We start from the raw sequence: 25,219 nt of genomic DNA, 5'->3' as shown, positions 1-25,219 counted from the left end.
ACCACTTGCAACAAAACACCTACTCATCAGATAATTGACTTCATTTTTTCTTCCAGAAAATGGGTTTGGCGAAGGATTTACAAAAAAGCCTACTCTACTCACCTAAGCAAGTAAAGCAGGGCTATTTTTTGAAAGATATTTATTGATCGACTTGAATATCATAACTGACACCATTTTGGTCAAAAGCTTGTTGATTGTCTAGATCTAAGGTGAACTCAAAGGTCCGTCCATCTGCTTTGATCGTCAAATGCTTCCCTTCAACCGTGTATGATGCATCTTGATAGGTGATCTCATAAATTTGATAAGGGTCGTTGGACAACTGTACCTCTGAATGGGAAAAATGACGCTGAAAATCACTTTCGATTTGTCCTTCATACAAGGCAACATCACTAAAGCTGGCTGAACTATCTTCTAAATCTGCCATCGGCAAATACTGCTTAACGATCGTCAACTCATTCTCATGAAAATCATAAACCCCTTGGCTTTGCGGAAAGATGACACTCTCATCTTGGATCAGCATCAAATCAAGGTCGCCATTTTCAACCGTTTTTGAGGCGGAAGTAACAGTTTCAGAAACTTCTTTCGAATCGTTGATGGTTAGCTCCTCTTGGCCACAGCTCACTAAAGCGAGCGCGGCGAAGCATAGAGTGAAAAAAAATTGCAGGGATTTTTTCATAAAAACACCTTCTTACAAAGAGTTGAGGTATACCAATCAAAACTAACGCAAGATACAGATCACACACTTTCCTCGAAGTTGGTCACGAAGAATGTTCATGCTTTCGTCAAAAACTAGACCCGTTTCAAACGAATCAACGCTTTCTTATTTTAATTAGTATAACAGCAGTTTTTTGCTAATGCGGTTTCTTAGAAAAATTTTCGAATTCCCACAATAATTCTAAGCTTTTCTCTCATCAAACTATTGGTTATCCTTATCACCTGCCTGCCAAAGGTTGATCACAGCATCTTCACGAAGTAAAGCCTATCCGTGCCAAGCAAAGGTGTATCCGTAAGCACAGCAAACGGTTCGAAGCCGACTGCTTGGTAGAATTGCGGCGCTTGGTAGTCTTGGGTGGTAACCGTCACGGAACGACACCCCGCTTTTTTACCGTGATCAAAAAGTGCTTTTATCAATTGTTTCCCGATCCCCTGATTCTGATGGCTTGGATCAACTGCTAACAATTGAATATGGATCGTATTGCCTGTCCGTTTTCCAATCACCCCACCAAGTTGATCCTGATTGTCAAAAAAAGCAAATGAAAGCTGCTCTTGATCGGAAAAGGCACTCACTGCCTCTGTTTTTTTCGTTGAATGATTTAGCCATTGACAGACTGCCTGACGATTGTCTTCTGCGTTTATCGTTTTTATCATTAATTTTTCACTCCTAAAAACCTTTCTTTGTTTCCTCTTATACTTTAAGCTATACTTATAGTCAGACACAAGTATTTGTGATCCTAGGAGGTTTTAGCATGAAAATCATTGGTTTAGTGACAGGACCCGTTCAAGAAAATTGTTACCTAATTTGGAAAGAAGATGTTTTGTTGATTATTGATCCTGGAGCAGAAGCAGCGAGATTGATCGCTGAGATCGAAAAAACAGGCGCAAAACCAGCAGCGATTTTATTGACCCACACTCATTATGACCATATCGGCGCAGTTGACCATTTGCGGGATTATTATCAGATCCCCGTTTACGTGAGTCCGCTTGAGCAAGGATGGCTAAGTGATCCTATGAAAAACCTTTCTGGCCGTCATCCTGAATTAGGAACCATCACCGCACGTCCAGCTGAATTCGAGCTAGAGTTGAAAGAGTACGAGATAGCTGGCATGTCCTTTAAGGTTGTTGCAACCCCGGGTCATTCCATTGGCAGCGTCAGTTTTATTTTTGACAATTTTGTCGTTTCCGGAGACGCCTTATTTAAAGGTAGCATTGGTCGGACAGACCTGCCAACCGGAAATTTGGAACAATTGCTGACCAGCATCCAAACGCAACTCTTTGTTTTACCGAATCAAATGGCGGTCTATCCTGGCCACGGAGAACCAACAACGATCGAAATTGAGAAACGGACCAATCCGTTTTTTAACGCATAAACGTATGACGAATCAAAAGGAGGAATAACTAGTTATGGCAAAGACGGAATTGTATGTCGTGCGTCACGGAAAAACAATGTTTAACACATTGCAGCGGGTGCAAGGCTGGTGTGACACACCATTGACTCGAACCGGTGAACAAGGCATCCACTATTTAGGCCTTGGGTTACGCGATGTGGATTTTGTAGAAGCAGTATCCAGTGACAGCGGTCGCGCGATTGAAACCATGCGTCTGATACTGGGTGAACATGTCAGAGGACCGGAGATCCCTTATCACATCGACAAACGGATTCGTGAATGGTGCTTTGGCTCACTTGAAGGGGCCTATGATGCAGAAATGTGGGGCGTTCTGCCGCGGATTCTTGATTTTCCTGATTATGATGAGATGATTGCTAATCATGTCACGTTTGAGGCGATCGCCAATGCGATCTACCACGCCGATACAGCCAATTGGGCGGAAACCTTTGATGTTTTGACCGAACGTGTCAAAACAGGGTTTGAAGATATCGCCTATCGCGTTGAGAAAAAAGGCGGCGGCAATGCGTTAGTTGTGTCTCACGGCTTAACGATCGCTTTTCTTTTGCATCTGATCAATGATGAGAACAATGTTCGTATGGATATTGAAAATGGTTCGGTCACTCGACTGATCTACGAAGACGGCAGCTTTACCATCGCCGAAGTTGGTAACACAGAATACATCAAAAAAGGCTTAGCGCTCTCTCAAGAGCTTTTGTCCTAAGAGAAACCTCTGACGGCTAATCAATTTCTTCAAGAAAGGAGCAGTTTTTGTTTTAAAAACTGCCCTCTTTTTTTAGGAAAAAGATTGGTATTCGAATCAGGAAACGGTATACTAAGAGTTGTATTTTGTCATAGAAAGGACTGGACCAATGTTTTTTACAAATTTTATAAAAGCGATTTTATTTGGGATCATTGAAGGGATCACGGAATGGCTGCCAATTAGCAGCACTGGTCACTTGATTCTTGCCGACGAATTTATCGGTTTGAATGTTACCCCCGAATTTATGACGATGTTCAATGTTGTCATTCAATTGGGCGCGATACTAGCGGTCGTCTACTTATATTTCCATAAACTGAACCCTTTTTCCCCACAAAAAAATGAAATAGAGAAAAAAGATACGTGGACGTTATGGTTTAAAGTTATTGTTGCGGTCTTGCCATCGGTTATTATCGGATTGCCGTTAGATGATTGGTTAGATGCGCACTTCTACAACTTTTTCTCCGTTTCGATCGTCTTGATCGTTTATGGGATCGGCTTTATCGTAGTTGAAAAACGAAACAAGAATAAAGCACCGAAATGTACCGATTTGAACAAATTCACCTACAAAGCGGCCTTGATTGTCGGCATGTTCCAGGTATTGGCATTGATCCCAGGAACTTCTCGTTCTGGTGCTACTATCTTAGGTGCTATCATGATCGGCGCTTCTCGTTATGTTGCTGCTGAATTTTCATTTTTCTTAGGTATTCCAACCATGTTTGGTGCCAGTGCCTTGAAAATCTTCAAGTTTTTGAAAGATGGCAATGCCTTTGATTTCCAAGGAACCGTCATCTTATTAACAGGAACCATCGTCTCATTCATCGTTTCGATCATCGCAATCCGTTTCTTGATGAACTACATCAAGCGTAACGATTTTACCGTATTTGGATGGTATCGTATCGTATTAGGAATCATTTTGATCGGCTATTGGCTGATCCAATTATAAGCAAAAAGAGCAACTCTTGGGCAGGTATGTGCCACAAGAGTTGCTCTTTTTTTGTTTGAAAGGTCTCTAGTTCCTCACGTGTTTTTGATTACCATACCATCGATAATATCAACCGCACTTTCGGTGTCGTTGATAATTGATTCAAAACGATCATAAACATCTTTCCATTTAATGATTTCAAGAACGTCCGTTTCGTCTGTGAATAACGCTTTTTTCATTTTTGAATACAAACGGTCTGCTTCTGATTCAATCGTATTCACATCATTAATCATTTGACGCAATGTTTTTGAATTTTTGAACTTAGGAAATTCTTTTAAGGCCGTTTCAACGCCTTGTGTCGCTTGAACGATCATTCCAGCAAATAAGTTGGTTTCAGGGCGGATCTTCGTAATGACCAAATTCTCAAATAAATAAGTCAGTCCCATAATGCCATCCAAAATATCATCTAGACGCTCTGAAATGACTAGGATGTCCTCGCGATCGATAGGGGTGATAAATGAATCATATAACTCATTGGTTAGCTCAGCGATCACTTTATCCCCTTCTTTTTCCAAAGCATGAATCTCAGCTGCTGCTTCGGTCAATGCTCGTTCAGAATAATCGTTGATCAAAAGCGAAAAACGTTTGGCAGCTAAATGGCCGTTCGTCGCCAACTGCTCCATTGCTGCAAAATAATCGAATCCTTTTTTTCGTGCCATTACTTTCTCTCCTCACAAAATTAGCAATAAAAATTTGACCATTAGAAACGCAATCAATCCACAGCCAGGAAAGGTTAAAATCCAAGCATAGATCATTTCTTTTACAATGCGCCAATCAACGCTAGAAAAACGCCGAGACGCTCCAACGCCCATGATAGCGGTCGTTTTCGTGTGCGTTGTTGAAACTGGGATACCAAATACGGAAGACAAGAACAAACAGATTGCTGCAGTAACATCTGCAGAAAAGCCTTGGTATTTTTCCAGTTTTACCATATCCATCCCCACTGATTTAATGATCTTCATCCCACCGACCGATGTACCGATCCCCATGGTCAAGGAACAAAGAACCATCACCCACAGTGGGATGGCAAAGCCATTGCCGGTCTTTTCAGCAAGATTGTTGTAAAAAAGGCCTAACATGAACACACCCATGAATTTTTGTCCATCTTGGGCACCATGCAAGAAGGCATTGACACCAGCCGCGATGGCTTGACCAACTGTAAAAATTTTGTTGGCTTTTCGCCGTTGGGTATCGCGAAAGAGCCATACGATCAGTTTCGTGATCAAAAATCCACCAATAAACCCCATTAACGTAGACACAACGAGACCGATTAAGACTTTCATCCATTCTTCACCGTTGACTGCATGTAAACCACCCAGAGCCATGGCAGCCCCTGTCAATCCCGCAATCAATGCGTGAGATTCACTGGTTGGGATCCCAAAATACCAAGCTGCGACCGTCCAAACAACAATTGAAAACAAGGCAGCGGCTAATGCGATCTGTGAGACCCGAAAACTCCCGCCTGAGTCAAAAGTCACAATATTACTGATGGTTTCTGCAACTTGCGCATTAAAATACGTCATCACTAGCACACCTAAGAAATTCATGACGACAGCCATGCCAATGGCGATATTCGGGCGTAAGACTCTCGTGGAGACAGCGGTTGCAATAGCATTCGGCGCATCCGTCCACCCGTTGACGAAAATCACCCCTAATGACAAGACAATCGTTAGAAACAAAGCGATATTCACATAGATTCCCCCATTTAAAAATTCCGAAGTAATCATAGCATAGAAAGCTCTTTCTGTGTAAACTTTTTATAACTATTCAGTAAAAAATGTGTAAAGAAGCATTTTTCAAAACCATAAAGCAAAAAATAGCACGGCCAAAAAACAAATTTTTGTGTTAAGTAAAATTTCTTTACAACTTTTATTGCAATCACTCTTGGCATTAGGTATAATGACTAGTGTTGATTTATACGTTTTCTAAACGTAATTGAACTTTTTTTTCGGAGGTGAAATACATGCCAAACATTGAATCTGCAATCAAACGTGTTCGCACAAGCGAAGCGGCTAATGCTAAGAATTCATCTCAAGTAAGCACAATGCGTACAGCAATCAAAAAATTTGATCAAGCTGTTGAAGCTGGTGCTGATAACGTAGATGCGTTATATAAAGATGCTGTTAAAGCAATCGATATGGCTGAGACTAAAGGATTGATCCACAAGAACAAAGCTAGTCGCGACAAATCTCGTTTAAGTAAAAAAATTGCAAAATAAGCAAATTAAGAAAGGCGCAGCAATCATCGATTGCTGCGCCTTTCTTTTTGACTTACTGTTTGCCATGTTTTAAAACAAATAGCTGGAACAAATACTCTTTGTCCATCTGGCCACTTTTTACTAAGTAATCATTTTCGATCAATTCGTTATAGAGTGCCGCTAATTGCTTTTCTCCAAAGCCTCGCGCTTGCTGCATCGCTAACTTCACTCGGTACGGATGAATCCCCAACGTTTCTGCGATATTGGCTTGCTGGTAGCCAATTTCCATCAAAATCGCTGCCTGTAACAGTAGACGGACTTGGCTGATCAAAATAGCATTGATCTTGATCGTCTCTTCCCCTTGCAATAATAGATCGTCATACAAGCGCAACGCATCCGATACGTTCCCCTTTAAGACATCACTGGTTAATTCAAAGACATTATGTTCCAACGTCTTAGGGATCAACTGCAAGACGATCTCTTTCGTGATTTTATTGCCGTTTCCTGCATACAATCGTAGTTTCTGTAACTCCTGCATCGCTTTTGATAGTTGCAGATCCGTTAACCGTAAAAACAAATCAAACGCCTCTCGGCTCATCTCGATGCCATCATTGGCCAACGACTGTTGGAGATACTGACGCACGTCGGCTTCTTTCATAGGTGCGACATCAATCACAACTGCGGCTTTCTTCAGCTGCTTAGTAATTTTTTTCCGTTCATCTAATTTATCGACATCTGCAAAAATCACCATTACCGATGATTCCAATGGGTCTTTGATGTAATTCAAAAAATCATCTAGGTCATGCTCAGGTGCATTGCTCTTTTTTTCAGCCGTTAAGAAAAATGGCCGCTCAACGAAAAGTAATCGCTGATCGCCAAAAAAAGGCAACGATTGAGCTTCTTGGATCACCATATCAAGGGGATCTTTCTCCATGTCAAAGGAAGCAAAATTCAGATCATCTTTCCCAACGGAAAAACGCTCCAAAAAGGCCGTGCGAACTTGCTCTTGTAAAAACATTTCACTGCCGATGACTAGATAAATCGATTGCAACTCCTTGGTTCGAATTGCTTGCAACGCTTTTTGTAATTCCATCGTTCCCCCCGCTTTCATTCTTATCCTACCATTAGTCAATCGGATAGTCTAGCAGCGTTTTTATCAAAAATGATTGTTGTTTTTCAGACCAAATAAATTGGATCATGCCTTGCTGATCGGTTCGCAAAACGGTCTGATTTACCAACGTTTCAAGCACCTCTTCATGAGGATGCCCGTACCGATTGTTCCGTCCACTTGAAACGATCCCGAATTGGGGATCGATTGCCGCAACAAACTCAGGTGCCGTCGAGGTTCGACTGCCATGATGCCCTAGTTTCAATACATCAACTTTAAGATTCGGATAATCATGAATCAACTTTTTTTCCCCTGCTTGTTCGAGATCGCCAGTAAATAAAAATGTTTTATCCCCTACCTTGGTTTTAATCACCAGCGAATCTTCGTTTTGCCCTGCACCTGATTCTGGTGCCAATACTTGCAACTGAAGGAAATCACCCACTACTTGGCCAACCGTCGTCCAAACAACGCATGTCTGCTTAGGCAGTTCGTTTAAAAGCTTGGCGATGCGGTGATCTTGTTCACTTCCTGGTACGAGATATAACGTTTCAACGGGGATCGCCTTCATCAAGGCTAGTGCGTCCCCCATATGGTCCGTGTCCCCATGAGTTAGAAACAAACCAGTAATCTTACTGACTCCCTCCCCTTTCAGAAAAGGAATCAATGTAGATTCCGCGGCAGCTTGTCGTTTGCGCTCTTGCCAGTTTTCTTTCGGAAAAGACAGTGAACCTCCAGTATCGATCACATAAACTTCGCGATTTTTTTCTGCCTGCAAAACGATACTATCGCCTTGACCAACATCGACATAACTAATGGTGGATAAAACGCGATTCTGCTGAAAGACGATTGGTACAACAAGCGAAAAACAGATCACCAGCAGCCACCTTTTCTTTTGGTAAAAGAGCATGCTGAACAAACAACAACTGCCAGCCAATCCTGCAGGAACGGCACCCACCGTTATCGATACGCCTCCTACAGCGCCCACGACAACTTCCATAAGCAGCAAAAGCCCTTCAAAAAGTGCAATCAGCCCACTGATGGTTGGAAAAAGAGTCCCAGTAACGAACATTAAGAAACAGGCTGGCAGCAAAACCATTTGAAAAAATGGTAAAAAGACAAACGTCAAAAAGCCCCCAAATAATGGGAATTCATAAAAGAGCGAGGCAATGACAGGCGCAGCCAGCACCGTGAGGAACTGACTACGCCAAAACCACGTCAATTTGATCGGTTGCTGCATTACTATCAGGAAGGTCATCAAAAGACTTAGTTGCCCCGATGTTTGAAGCAATACTTTGGGATCAACGAATAAAAGAGTCGTTAAGACGATCCCATAATGATCACTTGCCGATAGCCGTTGTTGATAAAGAGTTGTTACTTGAGTAACCGATAATGCCAAGACAGCACGCCAGACACTAGTGCCGCCGCCACAAAGACCAATTACGGCTAAGAAAAAGACCCCCATTGGCAACAGCATTTCTTTTTGCGTAAACCCCAATCGGCAGAAGCATCCGCGAAACCATTTGAAAAATAAGACGACATGCATTCCTGAGATCGTAAAGAAATGCAATAAGCCACTAGCATGATACATTTGACGTACTTCTTGAAAGCCATGGTCTTTAAAACCAAAGAGCAATGCATTGATATAGGCAGCTGAGCGTTCAGGAAAGATTCGTTGAACAGAAGAAATAACATCTGCTCGAACTTTTGCAAGTGAAAAGCCTGCATCTGCTTCTTCCATACCTACCATTTGCTCGATATGGACTGTGCCAATAATTGATCGACTAGCCAGATAGGCAGAATAGTCAAATCCATGGCGGTTTCGTGGTTTTTCAGGAAGAGAAAAAAATCCTTTCACCAGCAGCTTTCTCCCCCAATCGGATCGATCCTGCCATTGCTGTTTTTCAGTCTCTGAAGAAATTGTGTAACGGCCAATCACTTTACCTGCAGAGGATTTTGCTTCAAATGTAAGTAGATCGCCATTGATTTTGATCGTGTCTGGCAGCACATTGACTACCCCTTGATACTCACCTTCTTGTATGTTCCCAGTCCGAGAAAGAGAAACGCGGACACTTAACAGCAACATTCCGACAAAACAAATCATGCACAAAAATGCTTGTCGTTTTAAGACAAGCATCCCGAAATAATAAAGTGCAATGAGTCCCAGTAAGATGGACTGCCGATAGTAAGCAGTCACCGAACAAGCAAAAATAATACTAAGAAATAAAAATGAATCAGTTCTTTTTTGTTGGTTGTGCATCATTCAGCACACCAAACGAAAGTTTTTCAAAATACACCGGATCGAGTTCAACTTGGTGGACGGAAGCACCTACTTGTTGAATCAGTTCCATTGCATACTGATTGTTGCGATAGTCATTCAAATAATGGATCTTTTTGACCCCTGCTTGCAAAATTGCTTTCGTACAGGGAAGACAAGGAAAATGCGTCACATAGATTTCCGCATTGTCTGTTGATACCCCTAATTTTGCACATTGCAATAAGGCATTCATTTCTGCATGAATCGTCCGAATACAATGGTCATCGACAACATAACAGCCATCGTCAATGCAGTGTACATCGCCACTGACGGACCCGTTGTAGCCTCCAGCGATGATTCGGCGATCTTTGACTAATGTAGCGCCGACTTCAAGTCGGGAACACGTACTGCGTAAAGACAGTAATACAGCTTGTGCCATAAAATACTGGTCCCATGGGATTCTCGTATTGCTCATTCGTTTGCTCCTTTGTCATTGATTAGTTCTATTCTAATCGAATTTCTTGAATTTTCAACCGTCATTTCTTAGTATTTCTTACATTTATTTGGTTCAGTCCGCCACTGTAATCATCTCTTTCAAGGACTCAAAGGTCTTCTCTCCGATGCCTGTGATCTTTTTTAGGTCATCAATCTGTTTAAAAAAGCCATATTCTTCTCGGTAAGCGATGATTGCTTCTGCTTTTTTGGCACCCACACCTGGCAGTTCTTGCAGTTGCTGCGCATTGGCTTGATTCAGATTGATTTGTGTCACTGCTGTTTGGCTGCCACCTACTCCTGAAGCATTCATCTCCATAAACGCTTGATCCTCTTTATGAGGGACGATCACCATCTGTTGATCTTGCAGCACTTGTGCTAAGTTTATGGCTGTTTCTAACGCCTCTTCTGTCAGACCACCTGCTTGTTCGATCAATTCATACATCCGAGCACCTGATTTCAAGCGATAAATTCCCGGTTGGTGCACTTCCCCTTTGACATCTATAACGATCTCATACTCTTCATCGTGAAGACTATCTTCTTGAAGGGCTCCACCTTCCCCCATTTCAGACGATTGACCTGCTGCATCTGCCATTGAATGCCAGTTTGTTTCTTTTTTTTGCGAGAACGGTACAAACCAGATGATCAGCAACACCATCAAAACAGCACCACCAACTGCAAATCGCCAATAGTCTTTGAACAGCTTCCATCGATCCATTTTCACCACCTCATAGATGAAATACGCAAAAGATAGTAAACGACAGAAAAAAAGTCAACACTTTCCACGTGTCGACTTTTTCACTAGCTAAGTAGTAATCGTATATAGGCAGGAAACTTTTTTTCGCCCCCCCTCATCTTCTATTTTCTCACTGACTATTCTAAAACCTTTCATCTGACTGATTTCATAGCCACATGTTCGTGGCAACTCCACCGTTAAGCGAACGGTACGATCAGTCTTTTCCCAGCTTAAAGCTACTAATCCAAACGTACTTTGTAAGGAGCCTTTGACATGGGCTATAGGTACATCGAAGGCTGGTTGTATCAGTATCCCAGCGCTTGTCATCTGAATGCCTAATAAATGACGGACAAACCAATACCCATAAGAAGCAAACATGGCATGATTCAACGAACCCTCGTAAGTGGCTGGATGTTGCGGCGTTGGAAAATGTTCCATCAAAGTGCCGTTTCCGCTTGCCAGCATTGCTGCATAACTAGGCGCAGATTTCCTCGTTAACCAATCAAAAATAATATCATTATAGCCAGCTTCAGCCAGCAACTGATAACTCCATGCCATCCCGAAGATGCCGAAAGAGAAAATACCCTCTTGCTGCTTGATCCGTTGTACTAGTTTTGGCAATATTCGTTTTTTCTCACTGAGTCCTGTCTTCATTGCAAAGATCATGCTAGACAAGGTGCCCGCACCGTATTGCTCATTTTCTTTAGAAAACTTCTGTTTGATTTGCAGTGTCGTGTACTGGATCGCTGCTGTCACTCGCTGACAATAGTCCTCTTTACCAATGATCCTCAAGTCGATCAATTCTTGGTAACGCTGTAGTAAAAGCAGATACATGCAGGCAGAGCAAAAGGACTGATCTGGCGAAGTAATAACCCCGTTTTGCTGAGTTTCATCAATTGCTCCCCAATCGCCGAGACAGCACTGGGCGATATAATCAAAATCAAAAGCGAGTAAATAGTTGAGATGCCTTTCCAACTGTGGACGCAGCTTGGCAACCGCTGCTTGTTTTCCATAGGTCTTCACCAAGGCCAAAGCAAGCTCTGAAACTACCAATTGCCACCCTAACGCACCACCACCATTTGATGGACCATTTGTCATGATTCCTACAAATGGCGCAGTTGCAGTCATTGCACCATCCGATCGTTGGTCGTTGGCAAAATCCCACAACACTTTTTCCAACAACGGCTCAATCGCCAGATCTGCCATCTGCGTTGGTAGTAACGCAACGATGTCCCCACCATAACCAAAGCGCTCACGAGTGCAGTCCTCAAAATAAGAGTGGATGTTGTTCAACCGCGTGGCTTGTCCAACCGCCCATAACTGATCCAAGAAAGGATCGGAGGTTTCAAGTGTCACCAACGATTTCACATCCGTATGCAAGCGATAGGCTTTGATTGCTCCTACAATCGCTTGAAGGTTGTCAGCAGGTTTCGTCTCGATCAACGCATAGCGAAAGGAATGATACGTGTAACGGTTTTCAAAAACGAACGTCTTCGCTGCCGTTTTCTCAATGATGTCTCGTTGAACGATAGGATCATCTGGCTGCTTCCCTTCATAGGGATCGTAGACGCCATAAGTTCCACTGATCGTAGACGTATAATCAGGGCTGCCTTGCTCGTCTAATGTTTCTGCATAGCTGATTCTGATCCGACCAATGAAATCTTCCTCAAGAGTACAAGTAAATTGACCGCTGATGATTTGACCGAAGTCAATGAGCAGTCCCGCTGCAGTTTCGGTCATTTTTTGGGGAACGATCGATTGTGTGCGCTTGATTTTTGGAATAAAGCTTGGCTTAAAACGTCCCGCGGGTCCAGCAATTTGTACCGTTTTTCCTTCTGGACGAGGATCAGGTACATCGGTAACGATTTCTCCTATATAAAGATTGTTTTGCAAATAAGGCCCAAAACTACTTTGCCACTGATTGTCTGAGTAAATGTAGCGATTCTCTCCTCCATCATTTAACTGAAGCTCCCCCCAGAAACAGGGTTTGCCGATCGCTAGTTGTTTGCGGATGTTATACCGACCTAAAATCTCAATCGGAGCAGGGTTGTACCAGCCATTCGCAAGTTCAACTTCGATCCGATTGTCTCCCTCCTGTAAAAAATCAGTTAACTCATAAGTATCATAGTAGACGACTCGATCATAGTTCGTTACATCACTGTTTAAATAAACATCTGATACCGTTTTTCCATTAACAGACAAGCGATAAAAACCAAGCCCGCAGCAATCAATCACTGCATAGGAAGGACACTTTTCCAGTGTGAAAGAGCGAGACAAGCAGCTATTTTTCTCTTCTGAAAAGTAAAAACGTTCTTTTTTAATAGGATCATCTAAGCGAGTGATCCACTTGCCCATAGTTTCTTTAGGTTTCTCACGCTTTGCTATCGTGAAAAACACACTACTGTAACTGGTGACATCGTTTCCTGCTCCGGCGGTCAATTTGACTTGATATTTTTTTCGCTGCAGATGCTGTGGCAAGTGGACCGCCATTTTATTCTCAGAAGCGGCTATGTTGGAAACGTCATACACTGCTTGCTGCTGTTCATTGAAAATTTGCAATCGGTAGCCTTGGTGATTGGTCATCGACCATTCAATAAGGATCGGATCATTTAAATCCACTGTTAATGGCTTTGTCATTCCGTTGATGGTTATCGTTTCTTTCATAAGCTGCTCCTTTCGTGGGTTATTGTGCTTCTTCAACACAGATCTGCTTATCAGCAACTTTGATAAATGGCAACCAAATCATCGTTGCGATCACGATCAAGACGATTTGTAACAATGCGCCCATGATACTACCAGTGACAAAATAGCCGCTAATGATCGGCGGAGTCGTCCACGGAATTTGCGCAAGCCCAGTTGGGATCGGGACTAGCCCGAAATAAAAAGCAAAGTAAGCGACGATCGTTGTGACGGCATTTGCAAAAACAAAAGGAATGATAAAACTGAAATTCAACATCAACGGTATCCCGAACAACGCTGGTTCACCGATATTGAAAATATAAGGAACACTAGCAATTTTTCCAACCTCTTTGTACTGTTTACTTTTTGCTACGATCAAAATAGCAATGATCGCACCAACGACGCCAATCGAAGCAAAATGATTCCGAAAACTCATACTGATAATATTCGTTGGAATCTCTCCCGCCACTGATGCCACACGATTTTGGTCTTCAAGGACTTGATGGATTGGGTCCATCACTGCTTGAATGATCGAGGTTCCATGAAGGCCAAAAAACCATAGGAATTGCTCGAAAATTTTCACAACGACCATTCCAACTAGGGAGCCACCTAACATAGTTAATGGAATACCAAGGGTCCCATTGATCAACGTCATGGCATCACTGTTAAATAAGGCTTCGATGATGAGTCGGATGACCCAAATCGTCGTGATGACAAGAAAAGATGGAATCACCGATTCGAATGGACCAGAAACAGCTGGTGGTACCGCTGCTGGCATTTTGATTTTGATTCCTTTACCCTCAATTTTTTTATAAAGAACTGTACTAAAAATACCGACAATAATCGCTAAAAACATCGATTGCGCGCTAACGCGGGTGATATCTAAAAAAGTCCCTGCTTCCATTGCATCCAACGGTGTTAATAGTAAAAAGGAAACAAAAGCAGTTAAGACACATTGCAAAACGTTTGTTTCAAGTTTTTCTGCCAGTGATTTTGCGAGGGAAATGACAACTAGCAAACCACCGATTGCGAGTGTGGCATTGTTGACATAGAGCAATTTCTCTTGCCAGACACTAGCATCTTCTGTTCGCAACACCATAGTAATAAAATCGGTCACTTGTTGGATCGGAAAAAAAGCAATAATTAAAAAGATCGACGCAATAAAGGTGAATGGCATGTAAGCTAACATTGCATCCCTAACTGAAGTAATATAAATATTCCCATTAACTTTACTTGCAAATGGACCAAGGGTACTTTGGATCTTATCCCCTAATGATGGTTTGTCGTGGTTCATGGTGATTCCCCATTTCTTTCGAATTTGCTGGTACTATTGACTATTATTATCATCCGGATTATGATAATTGATAACGCTATCATACAAGTATTATATACTATCTCTACCTGTCTTCAATGACGATACTCTACTATTTCATTGACTATTTTTTATCTAAGGAGAAAGCGATGGATAAACAGAACATTCTGCAGCAGTTACAACAATTGACGACTACCGAAGAAATAGCCCTTAAAAAGACGCAATCCCTTCCATACAATTATGAGGATTTCAAGAAAGTCTACACTGAGAAAAATGAGCCAATTTACCAATATACATTCGAAAAACACCTTTCTCGTCTCATACGAAAACGGCCGCAAGATAGCGGATTTCTTAAGACAAGCCAGCTTTTGATTTTAAAACATGCACGCTTTTCTCCTACGCCGCTACATCAGCATGATTTTATCGAAATGAATTATGTTTTTTCTGGAACAGTCACGATCATGATCAATGAGAAAAAAGTGATCCTAAAGGCAGGTGACTTTTGCTTACTAGATACAGGGGTGATCCACCAAATTATCGAAACAAATCAAGACGACATTGTTATTAACTTTTTGATCAGCAAAGAGTACTTTTCCACCCAGATGCTCAGTCGGTTGGCATCCAATAGCATGATCGCCGATTTTGCCATCAATGCGTTATCTGAAAGCCAAAAGCACAATCAATACCTAGTGTTTGAAACGAGTAACAACGACTATTTGATTGATGCGATTTTTGGGGTCTTGGCCCAGTTCTTTAATCCCTCCTTCGGTTCTCATGAGGTCATCCATTCCTATATGATCATTATTTTTTCCGAACTCGTTCGTAACTTCCAGGAAAAACAACGGATCGAGTCGCAAAAAAGTGACCAACTGTACCTCGGAGAAGTGTTGGACTATCTGGAGAAACATTTCGCTACTTGCACACTAGCCTCGGTTGCGGAGGCATTTGGATACAACCCGAGCTATTTGAGTCGCCGTATCAGTCAGCAGCTTGGTCGATCCTTTGTGACGATCCTTCAAGAATTAAAACTCAATCAAGCCAGTTTATTGTTGAGAAGCTCTTCTCTGCCTGTGGAACAAATCGCACACCAAGTCGGCTATAAAAATGTCTCATTCTTCTATAAGCTGTTTCAAAAGAAGTATCAGTGCTCTCCTCATGCCTACCGTCAAAACTAAACAATACTGCTGCACACCATTTTATCGACAAAAAAACACTGCTCACTTGATGCTGCTAACGCAGCAATCTCAAATGAGCAGTGTTTTTTAACTAATCAGTTTCAAGCAATTCAGGAATTCACGATGCCGATCCTCGGTGATACAACGTTGTATAATATGGCTGTTCGCTGGTATCGATCGCAATACCGATCCCGAGAAATTGATACTCATCGTTTAGAATCGTTGCCCGATGTCCCTCTGAATTCATTAAACCTTGATGGGCGTAAATACTGCTGGCTTGGCCAAATGCCAAATTCTCCCCTACAGCAGTGAAGCTGATCCCGTCTTCTTGCATCCGATCAAATGGAGTCGATCCATCTAACCCAATATGGTCAAAGTATCGATGTTCTGCCATATCTTGGCTATGCTTGACGGCAGTCTCACTGGTTGCTTCACTGAATCCAAGGGGCGACAAACCAAATTTCACTCGGGTGGCATTCGTTAATTCAAATAACTGTGTTCGTAAGCCGCTTAAAATGGCAGCTTGATTTTGGCGAAAATCATTCGCATGGCGTGTTTCTAGCGAGCGATTGATGATTTGAATCGCAGTCACTGTATCTTCGGCATGAACATCATAGAAAAAAGTAATCAATTGGTCGTCTTGTAAGAACAGATCATAGTCGGCATCAGAATCGATGCGATACCGTCTTGATCCTCGTTGTAGACTTTCTTGGCGCGTACCCATCTGATTACGAACGCTTGCTTTTGAAGACCCGATACCTAGCGTGTCATCGATAAGAATCGTGTCTTGATTCGTATAGATCCCTTGCGCAATATCATGTTCATCGTACATCACCATCATGAAGTTACGAAAATCATCGTGATAGGAAGTCCAGTTCAGTCCATACCTATTCGCTGATTCATTGATCGCTTCTCCAAAGGTTTCTTCGATCACTTGTCGTGATTCATTATATAAATATGTCTGGGCAGGTGTTTCTGCCGATGGCCTGGCTGAAGTGTCTTGTGAAGGAGAAAATTGGGACGAGAGAGATTGAGTGATCTCGTTGAGTCGAGCATCCCGAAATGCCAAGCGCCCGTCTTGCCATGCAATCATCTGGCTCACAAAATAAAGAAGTCCGATGAGAAAAATGCTTTTGATTAAGAATTTTATTTTTTTCATATGACACCTCCGTCAATGAATCATTATGTGTTAGCTGTAGCGCGATCGTTTATCCACTCATTCATCCCTAGATTGGATCGCTGATAAACCGTCCTGCCTTTTCTAAAGACTATCATTCCTGTGGAAAATTGACCAGCTGCAGCATGAAACTTCTTAGATGGTCTATGTCTTTTTAAGCTCCTGTTAAGAAACTTTTTTACTCACGAAAACTTTGCAGCGCCATCGAACGCTCCATCAATGGATTGGCAATTTTAGCTAAGGTATGACGATCGTATTCTTCTGGTCGCTTGATAGTGAGGTAAAGAATAAACTGTGGATCATCCGTTGGATAGATCGAGACCGCCGAATAAATATAATCAAACTCTCCTGTCATGTACCCTTGACCATTCTCATTGGCGATCTGAGCAGTCCCAGTTTTGACAGAAATCTCATGGTTCGTCAGTTGGTATACATCATAAGCGGTGCCATAGCGTTCATCCGTCACTACATCGGTCATGTATTCCAATACAGCATCAGCCGCTGTTTGTGCAATAGGCTGAGAAACGACTTCTGGAAAAACTTGGGTCTCTTCTCCCACTTGCCGAATCAATTGCGGACGAATCATCTCGCCACCATTGGCAAATGCGCTAAATAACTGCATCATCTGCATCTGATTGACCCCAATCGCATGGCCATAAGAACTCATGGCATAATCCACCCGATTTCTTGAAGGTAAGATACCAGGCACCTCACCGGGAAGCTCACTTCCTGTAACTTTCCCTAGTCCAAAATCAGTTAAATACTGCGCCCATGCATCAAAACCGATCCGTTGCTGAAGTCGAACCATCCCAGTGTTGCTTGACCAAGCTAACGCTTGCCGCATCGTCAACTCACCATTTGCTCCTGAGTCGTGGTCGTTGATGACTCGATCTTCAATCTGCATACTCACAGGATTGTAGCGTTCCGTCGGATCAAAAACACCTTCATCAATCGCTGCCGCAACGGTTGCCAGCTTCAAGGTCGAACCTGGTTCATACATCTCTTCCGTAAAAAGATTACGCCAAATAAAGTGCTCATCCGCAATTCCTTCTTGGGTCTCTGGATGAAAACTAGGTCTTTGAGCCATCGTTAAAATCTCTCCAGTTTTCGCATCCATTAATAAAGCCGTCAGATTCTCTGGTCGTGTTTGTTCCATAACCTCATCCATCACTGATTCAGTGAATAACTGCAGATGAGCATCTAATGTCGTCCAAACATCGTTCCCATCTACGCCTTCTTCTACCATTTGATTGGTTGCAGGAACAGGATTCCCTGAAGCATTGACTTGAAAAGACTCTCGCCCATTTTGATTCTTCAAAAAGTCGTTCAGTACATATTCTAATCCAGAAACTCCGACTCGAATTTCATCATCATCTGACGTTGTCCCTATCAAATGTGAAGAAAAGATGCCATTCGGATAGCTGCGACTTGAACGAGCATCGAAATAGATACCATTGATTCCAGCTGCATCAAACGCCGCTTCGATTTGATTTCGAGTGGTCACACTTAGACCACTACCAACATTGCCAAATTCCACTTGAAAGACAGGCGGGTCTATTTGATTCGCACCGTCTGTCAAGATAGACAAAACTTGCTCGTTAGAAATAGGTAAATACTCCGAAAGAATCGTTGCGGTCTCCTCAAAGCGCGCTCTGTCTAAATACATGGGTCGTCCATTATCAATGTAATCTTCAGAAAGAACCGCTCGAACAGTATAGGAAAGAATATCCTGTGCGATCACTGTCCCCTGCCGATCAAAAATTGCCCCTCGACTTGTTTCGATGGATCGTGAACTATAATACAAATTTTCTATTCTTTCAGACAAAGAGACGCCAGCAATCACGCCGACTTGAACAATGTAAATCAAACGTGCAGAAAACCCCATAAAAAGCGCAAGACTGATTATGTATAACCAATGACCGACAAGCTTACGATTTTTCTTCGCTTTTTTCTTTTTGACTATATGATAGTCATACATCGCCAAAGCGCCCCTTTCGATCGAATATACCTCTATAGTATTGGGTATTTGTGATGATCTTGTGAGGGAAAGAACAATTATTTTTCAAAGAGTCATTTTCCTATTAATTCAGCGATTATGCTGTGATATACTTTAAAAAATATAAATTATTTTTAAGGATGTGAATAAAATTGCAAAAAATATTGATTGTCGATGATGACACTCATATGCGTGCCCTAGTGAAAACTTATGCGGAGATCGAAGGGTATCTATGTTTTGAAGCATCAGATGGAAAAGAAACTTTGGAAAAATTAACCAATCATTCATTCGATTTGATTCTCCTAGATGTCATGATGCCGGGAAAAGATGGCTTTCAGACGCTTTCGGAAATCAGAGGTAGCTGTAACACGCCAGTCATCATGATTACCGCTCGAAAGGAAGAGTATGACAAACTCTTTGGCTTCAATCTTGGTGCCGATGATTACATCGCCAAGCCATTTAGCCCTAAAGAGCTGATGGCTCGCATCAAAGCTGTGTTGAAACGAAGTAGTCAATTTCAGTTCGAAAAGATCGTTTATGGCGATCTCGAAGTCAATGTTTTTTCTCATACTGTAACGATCAAAGGGAATCCTCTGCCGCTTACGCCAAAAGAATTCGATCTGCTGGTCTATTTGACAAAAAATAATCATATTGCTTTGAGCCGAGAATCAATTTTAGAAGGTGTCTGGGGCTTCGATTATTTCGGTGATACCAGAACAGTGGATACACACATCAAGTCCTTGCGAGAGCGTCTAGGGGATTACCGAGAGTTGATCCAAACGGTTTGGGGCGTTGGGTATAAATTTGATTATGAAGACTAGTCGGTTAGGTTTTACTTACATCAAAAGTAAATTACTCGTGCGGCTTTGGTCCGCCAATATGCTGCTGGTCATCATTGGCATTGCTTTTTTATGGACTGTTCAAATTTTGCTCTTTGAACCAAATTATATCAATGTAACGAAAGAATCACTTTTAGAAACAGTTCAGGAAACAGCTGCCGCTGTTGAAGAAATGGCAGTAGATCCAGATGATTTACCAGAAGATCCATTGCTTTTCCTCAGTAAAACGATCGTTGGGACTCTTTTTTTAGTCGACGAGGATGGCGAAATTCTGGCGGCATTTAACAATGGACAACAATTAAACATAGATGGGTTGAGCAACGAATACAGCTGGTTGTTATCTCATGCACCCACTGTCCTTAACGGTGAGAGCCTTAGTACTGTAGAAGACTTTGAAAAGTCTTCTGCCATTCTTATTGGCGTTCCTACGACTCTTTTCCAACGCCCAGCTGCCCTTTTGCTCTCCAATACGATCACTCAAATCGAAGCGCTTCAAAGCATGAATCGACAGCAACTCTTTCTATTCACCATCATATTAACTATTTTTGCGTCAACGATCTCCTTTTTTTTAGCACAGCATTTTATTCGCCCGATCAAAACCATCAAAGAAGCCATCATCCGCTTAACCAACGGCGAGCTTTATTCCGTACCCAAACTTAAGCGTAGTGATGAATTAGGTACACTTTCTGAATCAGTTGCGGACTTAAGCACAGAACTTCAGCGAGTAGACGTGTTGCGCAAAGAAGTGATTGCCAATGTTTCTCATGAACTACGATCCCCCCTCGCGTTGATCACGGGTTATGGGGAGATGGTACGTGATGTTTCTGGAAGTGACGAACGCCTTCGAAAAGAACATATGGAACTAATTATCAGCGAAGCCCACCGTATGAGTGCCATGGTTGATGACATCATGGATTTCTCTATCATGCAAGCAGGCTATACACAACTTAAAAATGAAATCTGGAATACATACGAGGTGGTTTCCTCCGTCGTTGCCTACGCAAGAGGGATCGCCAATCAATATGACATCACTGCCGATTTTGAAGCAGATTGTACGAATGGAAATGCTCTTTTTGATCGCATCAAAATGGAACAGGTTTTGCGTAATTTAATAAACAATGGCATCAACCATACACCTAAAAATGAACGACTCTTAATTAAATTAACAAATACATCTGCAGGAACAAAAGTTGCTGTCATCAATCCTGGAAAAGATATCCCTCCAGAACAACTCGAACTTATTTGGGAAAGATACCAACGCGTCCAACATCAAGCAGGACATAAAGAAGGAACCGGCATCGGCTTAGCGATCGTGAAAACCATTTTGACTTCTCATGCCTTCGAATATGGTGCTGAGTCGAAAAATGGTGTGACCTGTTTTTGGTTTGTTGTGCCGAGACTAGAAGACCAATGAGAACTACGTTTATACCGTTCATCATGAGTACTGAATGACTTACTTTCTATGCACAAAAAAAGCCTTGATTTCTCAAGACTTAATGATTTCTTGTATTTCAGCCATTGATTGGACGGTATGGTCGGCAGATACATCTTTTAAGAGACCTTCTATATCATAAAATATCGTCTTGACACCTGCTCCTTGTCCTGCAAAAACATCCATCGTACGATCGCCGATCATGACGGTCTGATCTTTGTCTAAATGATATTTTTCGACAAGATAAATCAATGAAGTTGGATCAGGTTTACGGGGAAAGTTGTTTTCCGGTCCTACGATCTCAACGATCAGGTCTGCCATCTGTTCTTTTTCTAACAGCTCTTTTGTTGAAACGACATCGCGGTGGGTCAAAATGTAGTTCTTGCCACCAGCAGCAACCACGGCTTCTAATGTTTCTTTGGTTCCTACAAAGGAAAGCGGCAAACGATCATCCAGCGCTTCATTTGCTTTGAATGCTTTAGTGAACTCTTGAAAATCTAAGTTGTATTTTTCAGCAACTTTTTTGGAAGATGAATCTTTCAATATATAATAAATCTCCGCTGGATCTGGATCGAAGCCATACTCCTTCAATGTCTTAATAAAAGCTTTTAACATGATTGGGTAGCTGTCGTAAAGTGTTCCGTCAAAATCCCATATGTAAGATTGGTACATGATATCCCTCGTTTTCTCCCTTTTTCAAATGAATGAAAGTTCCATTCATTTTCTGTAACTCTAAAAAGTTTACCACACTTTGTTTGGTTTGTCTTATTTATCAAGGGATTTCCTCCACAAGAAAAAACGCCATTGACTATACAATCCTTCCGCTTGCACAAACCTACATGCAAGCGAATGTATTGCAGAACAATGAACGTTCCTCCTTACGAAAAAATTACCAGCTACCAGAAACACCGCCACCGCTGCTACTTCCTCCGCTAAAACCGCCAAAATCATTCGAAGAACTTTGTGTATCGGCAATGACTTGTTCTTGATGGGACACGTGATTATTCATCATCACAAAGAACAACGCCATATTCGTCCCATGCGGGTCATACTCTTGGCGAGCATTATTTAAAACTGCTGCTCGATCAGAAGCATCAAATGAGGATAATTTGTTTGCTAAATCTGGGTGATTTTGATAAACCTGTTTCAAGTCAACTTGGAACAAGGCATCTGTTTTCACTTCCGCTAGAACATTAGAAACTTCTTTCGGAATGGCTTGTACCATCTCAGGATAGGTCGCTTTTTCCGTCACAAGTTGAGCTAAGTATCGCCCTTGCTCATTGCGTCTTCTGATCTCTTCTTTGGCTTGCTTGGCTATTTCTGCTCGATAAGCATCTGCTAAAGGCAGATTTTCGGGTAACACCGCATCAGTCAAATCGTAGTCTGCCATCCGTTCAGTCACTTCCCTGCCTAATTGGGCTTCATAGGTTTTTAAGGTGTCATGTTGTGTAAGGATCACCTGACCGAAATGTTTGACCGTGGTTTTTTTCTTCATCAGCAAGTTTGAAAAATAAGAGCCAATTGCTGGATTCGTCAAGGCATGTTGGATAACTCGTTTATCCGCAGTCGACAATCCGGTGATCGAGCTCAATTTCGCTGGCACGTAAGTACTCGTCACATACTGCGTAAATGCTTGTTGACAATCTTTTGCTGTCTGATACTGATGGTAACGCTGATAGTTCTTTCTATTGCTAGCCCATTTCAAGAAATCTTTCTGTTGGAAGTGACTATCTTCTAACAGATGTTTCGGCAACGGCAGGTGCTCTTCAAATCGCCGTTTGGTTTTAAGATGGCGAAAACTGATGAACCCGACAAGGCTTGCAGCTGCTGCCGCTAAAACACCACTGACGATTTTTCCAATAGTGAACCACATTTGCTTAGTGGCTTCTGCTTCTTGTGCCTGTTTTTCTGCTAACATTTGATTGCCATCTTGATAAATCGTCCCTAATCCAATCGTTTCATCCGCTTCTTTCATTCGCTGATAGACTTCATTAGAAGCTGCCAATATCGCTGTATCATAATCTTCATCTCGTAATGCGTCTTTGGCATCTTCATCCACTAAATCATCTTCCGATAGCTCACTGAAGACATAGGATAGTCCATCGCCATAACCCAGACGAAATTCACGATCATCAATGGCAAAGAGAAACAATAGTCCATTATTGTCCTCTGGATTTCCTAAACCATATTCATTGAACAGTTCCAAATTACGCTCTTCAATCGATTGCCCATCTAAGGAAGGGATCGTGATCACAGCATATTCTGGCGCGCCAGTCAATGATTGGAACCCCTCTTTATTCAAGGCATCGATCTGTTCGATCGTCTCTTGTGAAAGGACCCCGGCATCATCGCGAAAAAATGTCTGTCCGAAGGCAATTGATGGTTGAAGGACAAAAAATCCCATCAAACCAACAAAAACCAACATCCCAAGTTGGAAGATTTTCTTCATTTTACCACCCCTTTTTATCGTGTTATCTTTCATTGTATTCGATTCCAAACAAAAAAACATCCGCCTTAGGAATGAAAAAAATAGTAACAGGACCAAAAAACCTTTAAAAGACAGCATTCTGATTAGTCTTTTAAAGGTCACTTTATCATATTTTCTTACAAAATGAACACGAGCTAGTTTTTAAATGAATGGATCGGTGCGGGAATACGGCCGCCACGCAAAATGAAATCAGTAGACTTCGCAGGATTGGTTTTCATCACTGGCGCTGTCCCTAATAACCCACCAAACTCGATGCGATCGCCGATTTCTTTGCCTTTCGCTGGAATGATTCGGACAGCTGTCGTCTTGTGGTTGATGACACCGATCGCTGCTTCATCCGCGATCATTGCGGCAATCGTCTCAGCCGAAGTATCTCCCGGAATCGCAATCATATCTAAGCCGACAGAGCAGATCGCCGTCATGGCTTCAAGTTTTTCTAAATTCAATAAACCAGCTTCTACTGCTTTGATCATTCCTGCATCTTCAGAAACGGGGATAAAAGCACCCGACAGACCACCAACATGGTTGCAGGCCATTACGCCGCCTTTTTTGACTGCATCATTTAACAATGCCAAAGCAGCTGTCGTTCCGTGGGTACCGACAGATTCTAAGCCCATTTCTTCTAAAATCAATGCCACACTATCACCAACAGCAGGAGTTGGCGCCAGCGAAAGATCGACGATCCCGAATGGAACGCCCAAGCGCTCTGAAGCCACGCGCCCGACCAATTGCCCCATCCGCGTGATCTTGAAAGCTGTTTTTTTGACTGTTTCCGCCACGACATCAAAGGACTCGCCTTTGACTTTTTCCAAGGCACGTTTGACGACACCAGGTCCGCTGACACCGACGTTGATTTCCACATCAGCTTCACCGACCCCATGAAAAGCCCCCGCCATAAAGGGATTGTCTTCCACTGCATTCGCAAAGACGACGAGCTTCGCACAGCCCATATCTGATGCCTCAGCCGTCTTCTTGACTGTTTCTCCCATCAGACGTACTGCATCCATGTTGATCCCAGCTTTCGTTGATCCAATATTGACCGACGAACAGACAAAATTGGTTTGAGCCAAGGCTTCTGGAATCGATTCGATCAATGCAAGGTCGCCGCCTTGATAGCCTTTTTCTACTAGTGCGCTATAGCCGCCGATGAAATTTACTCCGACTTCTTGCGCCGCTCGATCCAAGGTCTTCGCAACTTTGATACAGTCTGCGGGTGTCGGCTGGCAAGCTGCCACTACGATCGCTACAGGGGTAACCGAAATCCGCTTGTTAATAATCGGAATGCCATATTCACTTTCGATCTCTTCGCCGACTTTGACAAGATCTTTCGCTTTTGTTGTAATTTTTTGAAAAATTTTCTCACAGGTACGATCAATATCGGCGTCGATACAATCCAATAATGAAATCCCCATCGTGATCGTACGAATATCTAAGTTTTCTTCTTCCACCATGCGAATGGTTTCAAGTATTTGATTTGTCTCCATAGT

Annotated in this window: 22 protein-coding genes; 7 read left to right on the top strand and 15 right to left on the bottom strand. The window is 42.4% G+C overall.

Annotated features, from left to right (window positions below; all coding sequences use genetic code 11):
- Positions 1–139: 139 nt before the first annotated feature.
- Both IGJ26_RS07510 and IGJ26_RS07505 read right to left on the bottom strand, forming a co-directional pair.
- Positions 140–676, bottom strand: a complete 537-nt coding sequence (locus IGJ26_RS07510) for a hypothetical protein (RefSeq protein ID WP_005236248.1) — start codon at positions 674–676, stop codon at positions 140–142.
- A 278-nt stretch (positions 677–954) separates the two neighbouring features.
- Positions 955–1,368 (bottom strand): GNAT family N-acetyltransferase, encoded by a 414-nt coding sequence (locus IGJ26_RS07505; RefSeq protein ID WP_228085155.1) that lies wholly within the window; start codon positions 1,366–1,368, stop codon positions 955–957.
- A gap of 98 nt (positions 1,369–1,466) precedes the next feature.
- Between IGJ26_RS07505 and IGJ26_RS07500 the strand changes: the two genes are divergently transcribed.
- The 3 genes from IGJ26_RS07500 to IGJ26_RS07490 all read left to right on the top strand — a co-directional run bounded on the left by IGJ26_RS07500 (position 1,467) and on the right by IGJ26_RS07490 (position 3,808).
- Positions 1,467–2,087, top strand: coding sequence for an MBL fold metallo-hydrolase (locus IGJ26_RS07500; RefSeq protein ID WP_005236256.1), 621 nt, complete (start codon positions 1,467–1,469; stop codon positions 2,085–2,087).
- Positions 2,088–2,121: 34 nt separating this feature from the next.
- A complete protein-coding gene (locus tag IGJ26_RS07495) occupies positions 2,122–2,826 on the top strand; it encodes a histidine phosphatase family protein (protein ID WP_005236258.1) in 705 nt (234 codons plus the stop codon).
- A gap of 148 nt (positions 2,827–2,974) precedes the next feature.
- Positions 2,975–3,808 (top strand): undecaprenyl-diphosphate phosphatase, encoded by an 834-nt coding sequence (locus tag IGJ26_RS07490; RefSeq protein ID WP_005236259.1) that lies wholly within the window; start codon positions 2,975–2,977, stop codon positions 3,806–3,808.
- Positions 3,809–3,882: 74 nt separating this feature from the next.
- On the opposite strand, the gene IGJ26_RS07485 is transcribed toward IGJ26_RS07490, so the two are convergent.
- Complete coding sequence (locus IGJ26_RS07485; protein WP_008381351.1) at positions 3,883–4,506, bottom strand: DUF47 domain-containing protein; 624 nt, start codon at positions 4,504–4,506, stop codon at positions 3,883–3,885.
- A 12-nt stretch (positions 4,507–4,518) separates the two neighbouring features.
- A complete protein-coding gene (locus tag IGJ26_RS07480; protein ID WP_430599982.1) occupies positions 4,519–5,574 on the bottom strand; it encodes an inorganic phosphate transporter in 1,056 nt (351 codons plus the stop codon).
- Positions 5,575–5,810: 236 nt separating this feature from the next.
- Here IGJ26_RS07480 and rpsT point away from each other — a divergent pair, with 236 nt between their 5' ends.
- On the top strand, positions 5,811–6,065 hold the full coding sequence (rpsT, locus tag IGJ26_RS07475) for a 30S ribosomal protein S20 (RefSeq protein ID WP_005230162.1): 255 nt from the start codon (positions 5,811–5,813) through the stop codon (positions 6,063–6,065).
- Positions 6,066–6,117: 52 nt separating this feature from the next.
- Here the strand turns inward: rpsT and holA are convergent, their stop codons facing one another.
- From holA to IGJ26_RS07445, 6 genes are all read right to left on the bottom strand, one after another.
- The gene (gene holA / locus IGJ26_RS07470) at positions 6,118–7,137 is read right to left on the bottom strand and encodes a DNA polymerase III subunit delta (protein ID WP_429976612.1); all 1,020 of its coding nucleotides are present in this window, start codon (positions 7,135–7,137) and stop codon (positions 6,118–6,120) included.
- A gap of 31 nt (positions 7,138–7,168) precedes the next feature.
- Positions 7,169–9,412: a DNA internalization-related competence protein ComEC/Rec2 gene (locus IGJ26_RS07465; RefSeq protein ID WP_430599981.1), complete on the bottom strand. Its 2,244-nt coding sequence runs from the start codon at positions 9,410–9,412 to the stop codon at positions 7,169–7,171.
- The gene (locus tag IGJ26_RS07460; RefSeq protein WP_005236270.1) at positions 9,384–9,881 is read right to left on the bottom strand and encodes a ComE operon protein 2; all 498 of its coding nucleotides are present in this window, start codon (positions 9,879–9,881) and stop codon (positions 9,384–9,386) included. The genes IGJ26_RS07465 and IGJ26_RS07460 overlap by 29 nt, the downstream gene beginning before the upstream one ends.
- A 93-nt stretch (positions 9,882–9,974) precedes the next feature.
- On the bottom strand, positions 9,975–10,616 hold the full coding sequence (locus IGJ26_RS07455; protein WP_008381358.1) for a helix-hairpin-helix domain-containing protein: 642 nt from the start codon (positions 10,614–10,616) through the stop codon (positions 9,975–9,977).
- Between the two features lie 87 nt (positions 10,617–10,703).
- The gene (locus tag IGJ26_RS07450; protein ID WP_194199493.1) at positions 10,704–13,298 is read right to left on the bottom strand and encodes a family 78 glycoside hydrolase catalytic domain; all 2,595 of its coding nucleotides are present in this window, start codon (positions 13,296–13,298) and stop codon (positions 10,704–10,706) included.
- Positions 13,299–13,317: 19 nt separating this feature from the next.
- Complete coding sequence (locus IGJ26_RS07445) at positions 13,318–14,607, bottom strand: PTS sugar transporter subunit IIC (protein ID WP_016613379.1); 1,290 nt, start codon at positions 14,605–14,607, stop codon at positions 13,318–13,320.
- A gap of 167 nt (positions 14,608–14,774) precedes the next feature.
- Between IGJ26_RS07445 and IGJ26_RS07440 the strand changes: the two genes are divergently transcribed.
- Complete coding sequence (locus tag IGJ26_RS07440; RefSeq protein WP_008381361.1) at positions 14,775–15,800, top strand: AraC family transcriptional regulator; 1,026 nt, start codon at positions 14,775–14,777, stop codon at positions 15,798–15,800.
- 118 nt (positions 15,801–15,918) lie between these two features.
- Here IGJ26_RS07440 and IGJ26_RS07435 read toward each other — a convergent pair whose 3' ends face one another.
- Both IGJ26_RS07435 and IGJ26_RS07430 read right to left on the bottom strand, forming a co-directional pair.
- A complete protein-coding gene (locus tag IGJ26_RS07435) occupies positions 15,919–16,959 on the bottom strand; it encodes a CAP-associated domain-containing protein (RefSeq protein WP_194199492.1) in 1,041 nt (346 codons plus the stop codon).
- A 196-nt stretch (positions 16,960–17,155) separates the two neighbouring features.
- Positions 17,156–18,955 carry a penicillin-binding transpeptidase domain-containing protein gene (locus IGJ26_RS07430; protein WP_194199491.1) on the bottom strand — a complete coding sequence of 600 codons (1,800 nt, stop codon included), beginning with the start codon at positions 18,953–18,955 and terminating at the stop codon, positions 17,156–17,158.
- Between the two features lie 170 nt (positions 18,956–19,125).
- On the opposite strand from IGJ26_RS07430, the gene IGJ26_RS07425 reads away from it, so the two are divergent.
- Both IGJ26_RS07425 and IGJ26_RS07420 read left to right on the top strand, forming a co-directional pair.
- The gene (locus IGJ26_RS07425) at positions 19,126–19,794 is read left to right on the top strand and encodes a response regulator transcription factor (protein WP_005236299.1); all 669 of its coding nucleotides are present in this window, start codon (positions 19,126–19,128) and stop codon (positions 19,792–19,794) included.
- On the top strand, positions 19,784–21,226 hold the full coding sequence (locus IGJ26_RS07420; protein WP_194199490.1) for a sensor histidine kinase: 1,443 nt from the start codon (positions 19,784–19,786) through the stop codon (positions 21,224–21,226). Before IGJ26_RS07425 ends, IGJ26_RS07420 begins: the two co-directional genes overlap by 11 nt.
- A gap of 72 nt (positions 21,227–21,298) precedes the next feature.
- Here IGJ26_RS07420 and IGJ26_RS07415 read toward each other — a convergent pair whose 3' ends face one another.
- From IGJ26_RS07415 to IGJ26_RS07405, 3 genes are all read right to left on the bottom strand, one after another.
- Entirely contained in the window at positions 21,299–21,916 is a 618-nt protein-coding gene (locus tag IGJ26_RS07415) for an HAD-IA family hydrolase (RefSeq protein ID WP_016613374.1), read from the bottom strand.
- Positions 21,917–22,133: 217 nt separating this feature from the next.
- Positions 22,134–23,726, bottom strand: a complete 1,593-nt coding sequence (locus tag IGJ26_RS07410) for a TPM domain-containing protein (protein WP_430599980.1) — start codon at positions 23,724–23,726, stop codon at positions 22,134–22,136.
- Between the two features lie 140 nt (positions 23,727–23,866).
- Positions 23,867–25,216 carry a PFL family protein gene (locus IGJ26_RS07405; RefSeq protein ID WP_008381372.1) on the bottom strand — a complete coding sequence of 450 codons (1,350 nt, stop codon included), beginning with the start codon at positions 25,214–25,216 and terminating at the stop codon, positions 23,867–23,869.
- Between the last annotated feature and the right edge of the window lie 3 nt (positions 25,217–25,219).

Origin of the sequence: Enterococcus sp. AZ095a (genome assembly GCF_050546735.1) — a bacterium.
Classification (GTDB): Bacteria; Bacillota; Bacilli; order Lactobacillales; family Enterococcaceae; genus Enterococcus_D; species Enterococcus_D entomosocium.
This window is presented reverse-complemented; position numbering and strand designations above follow the sequence as displayed.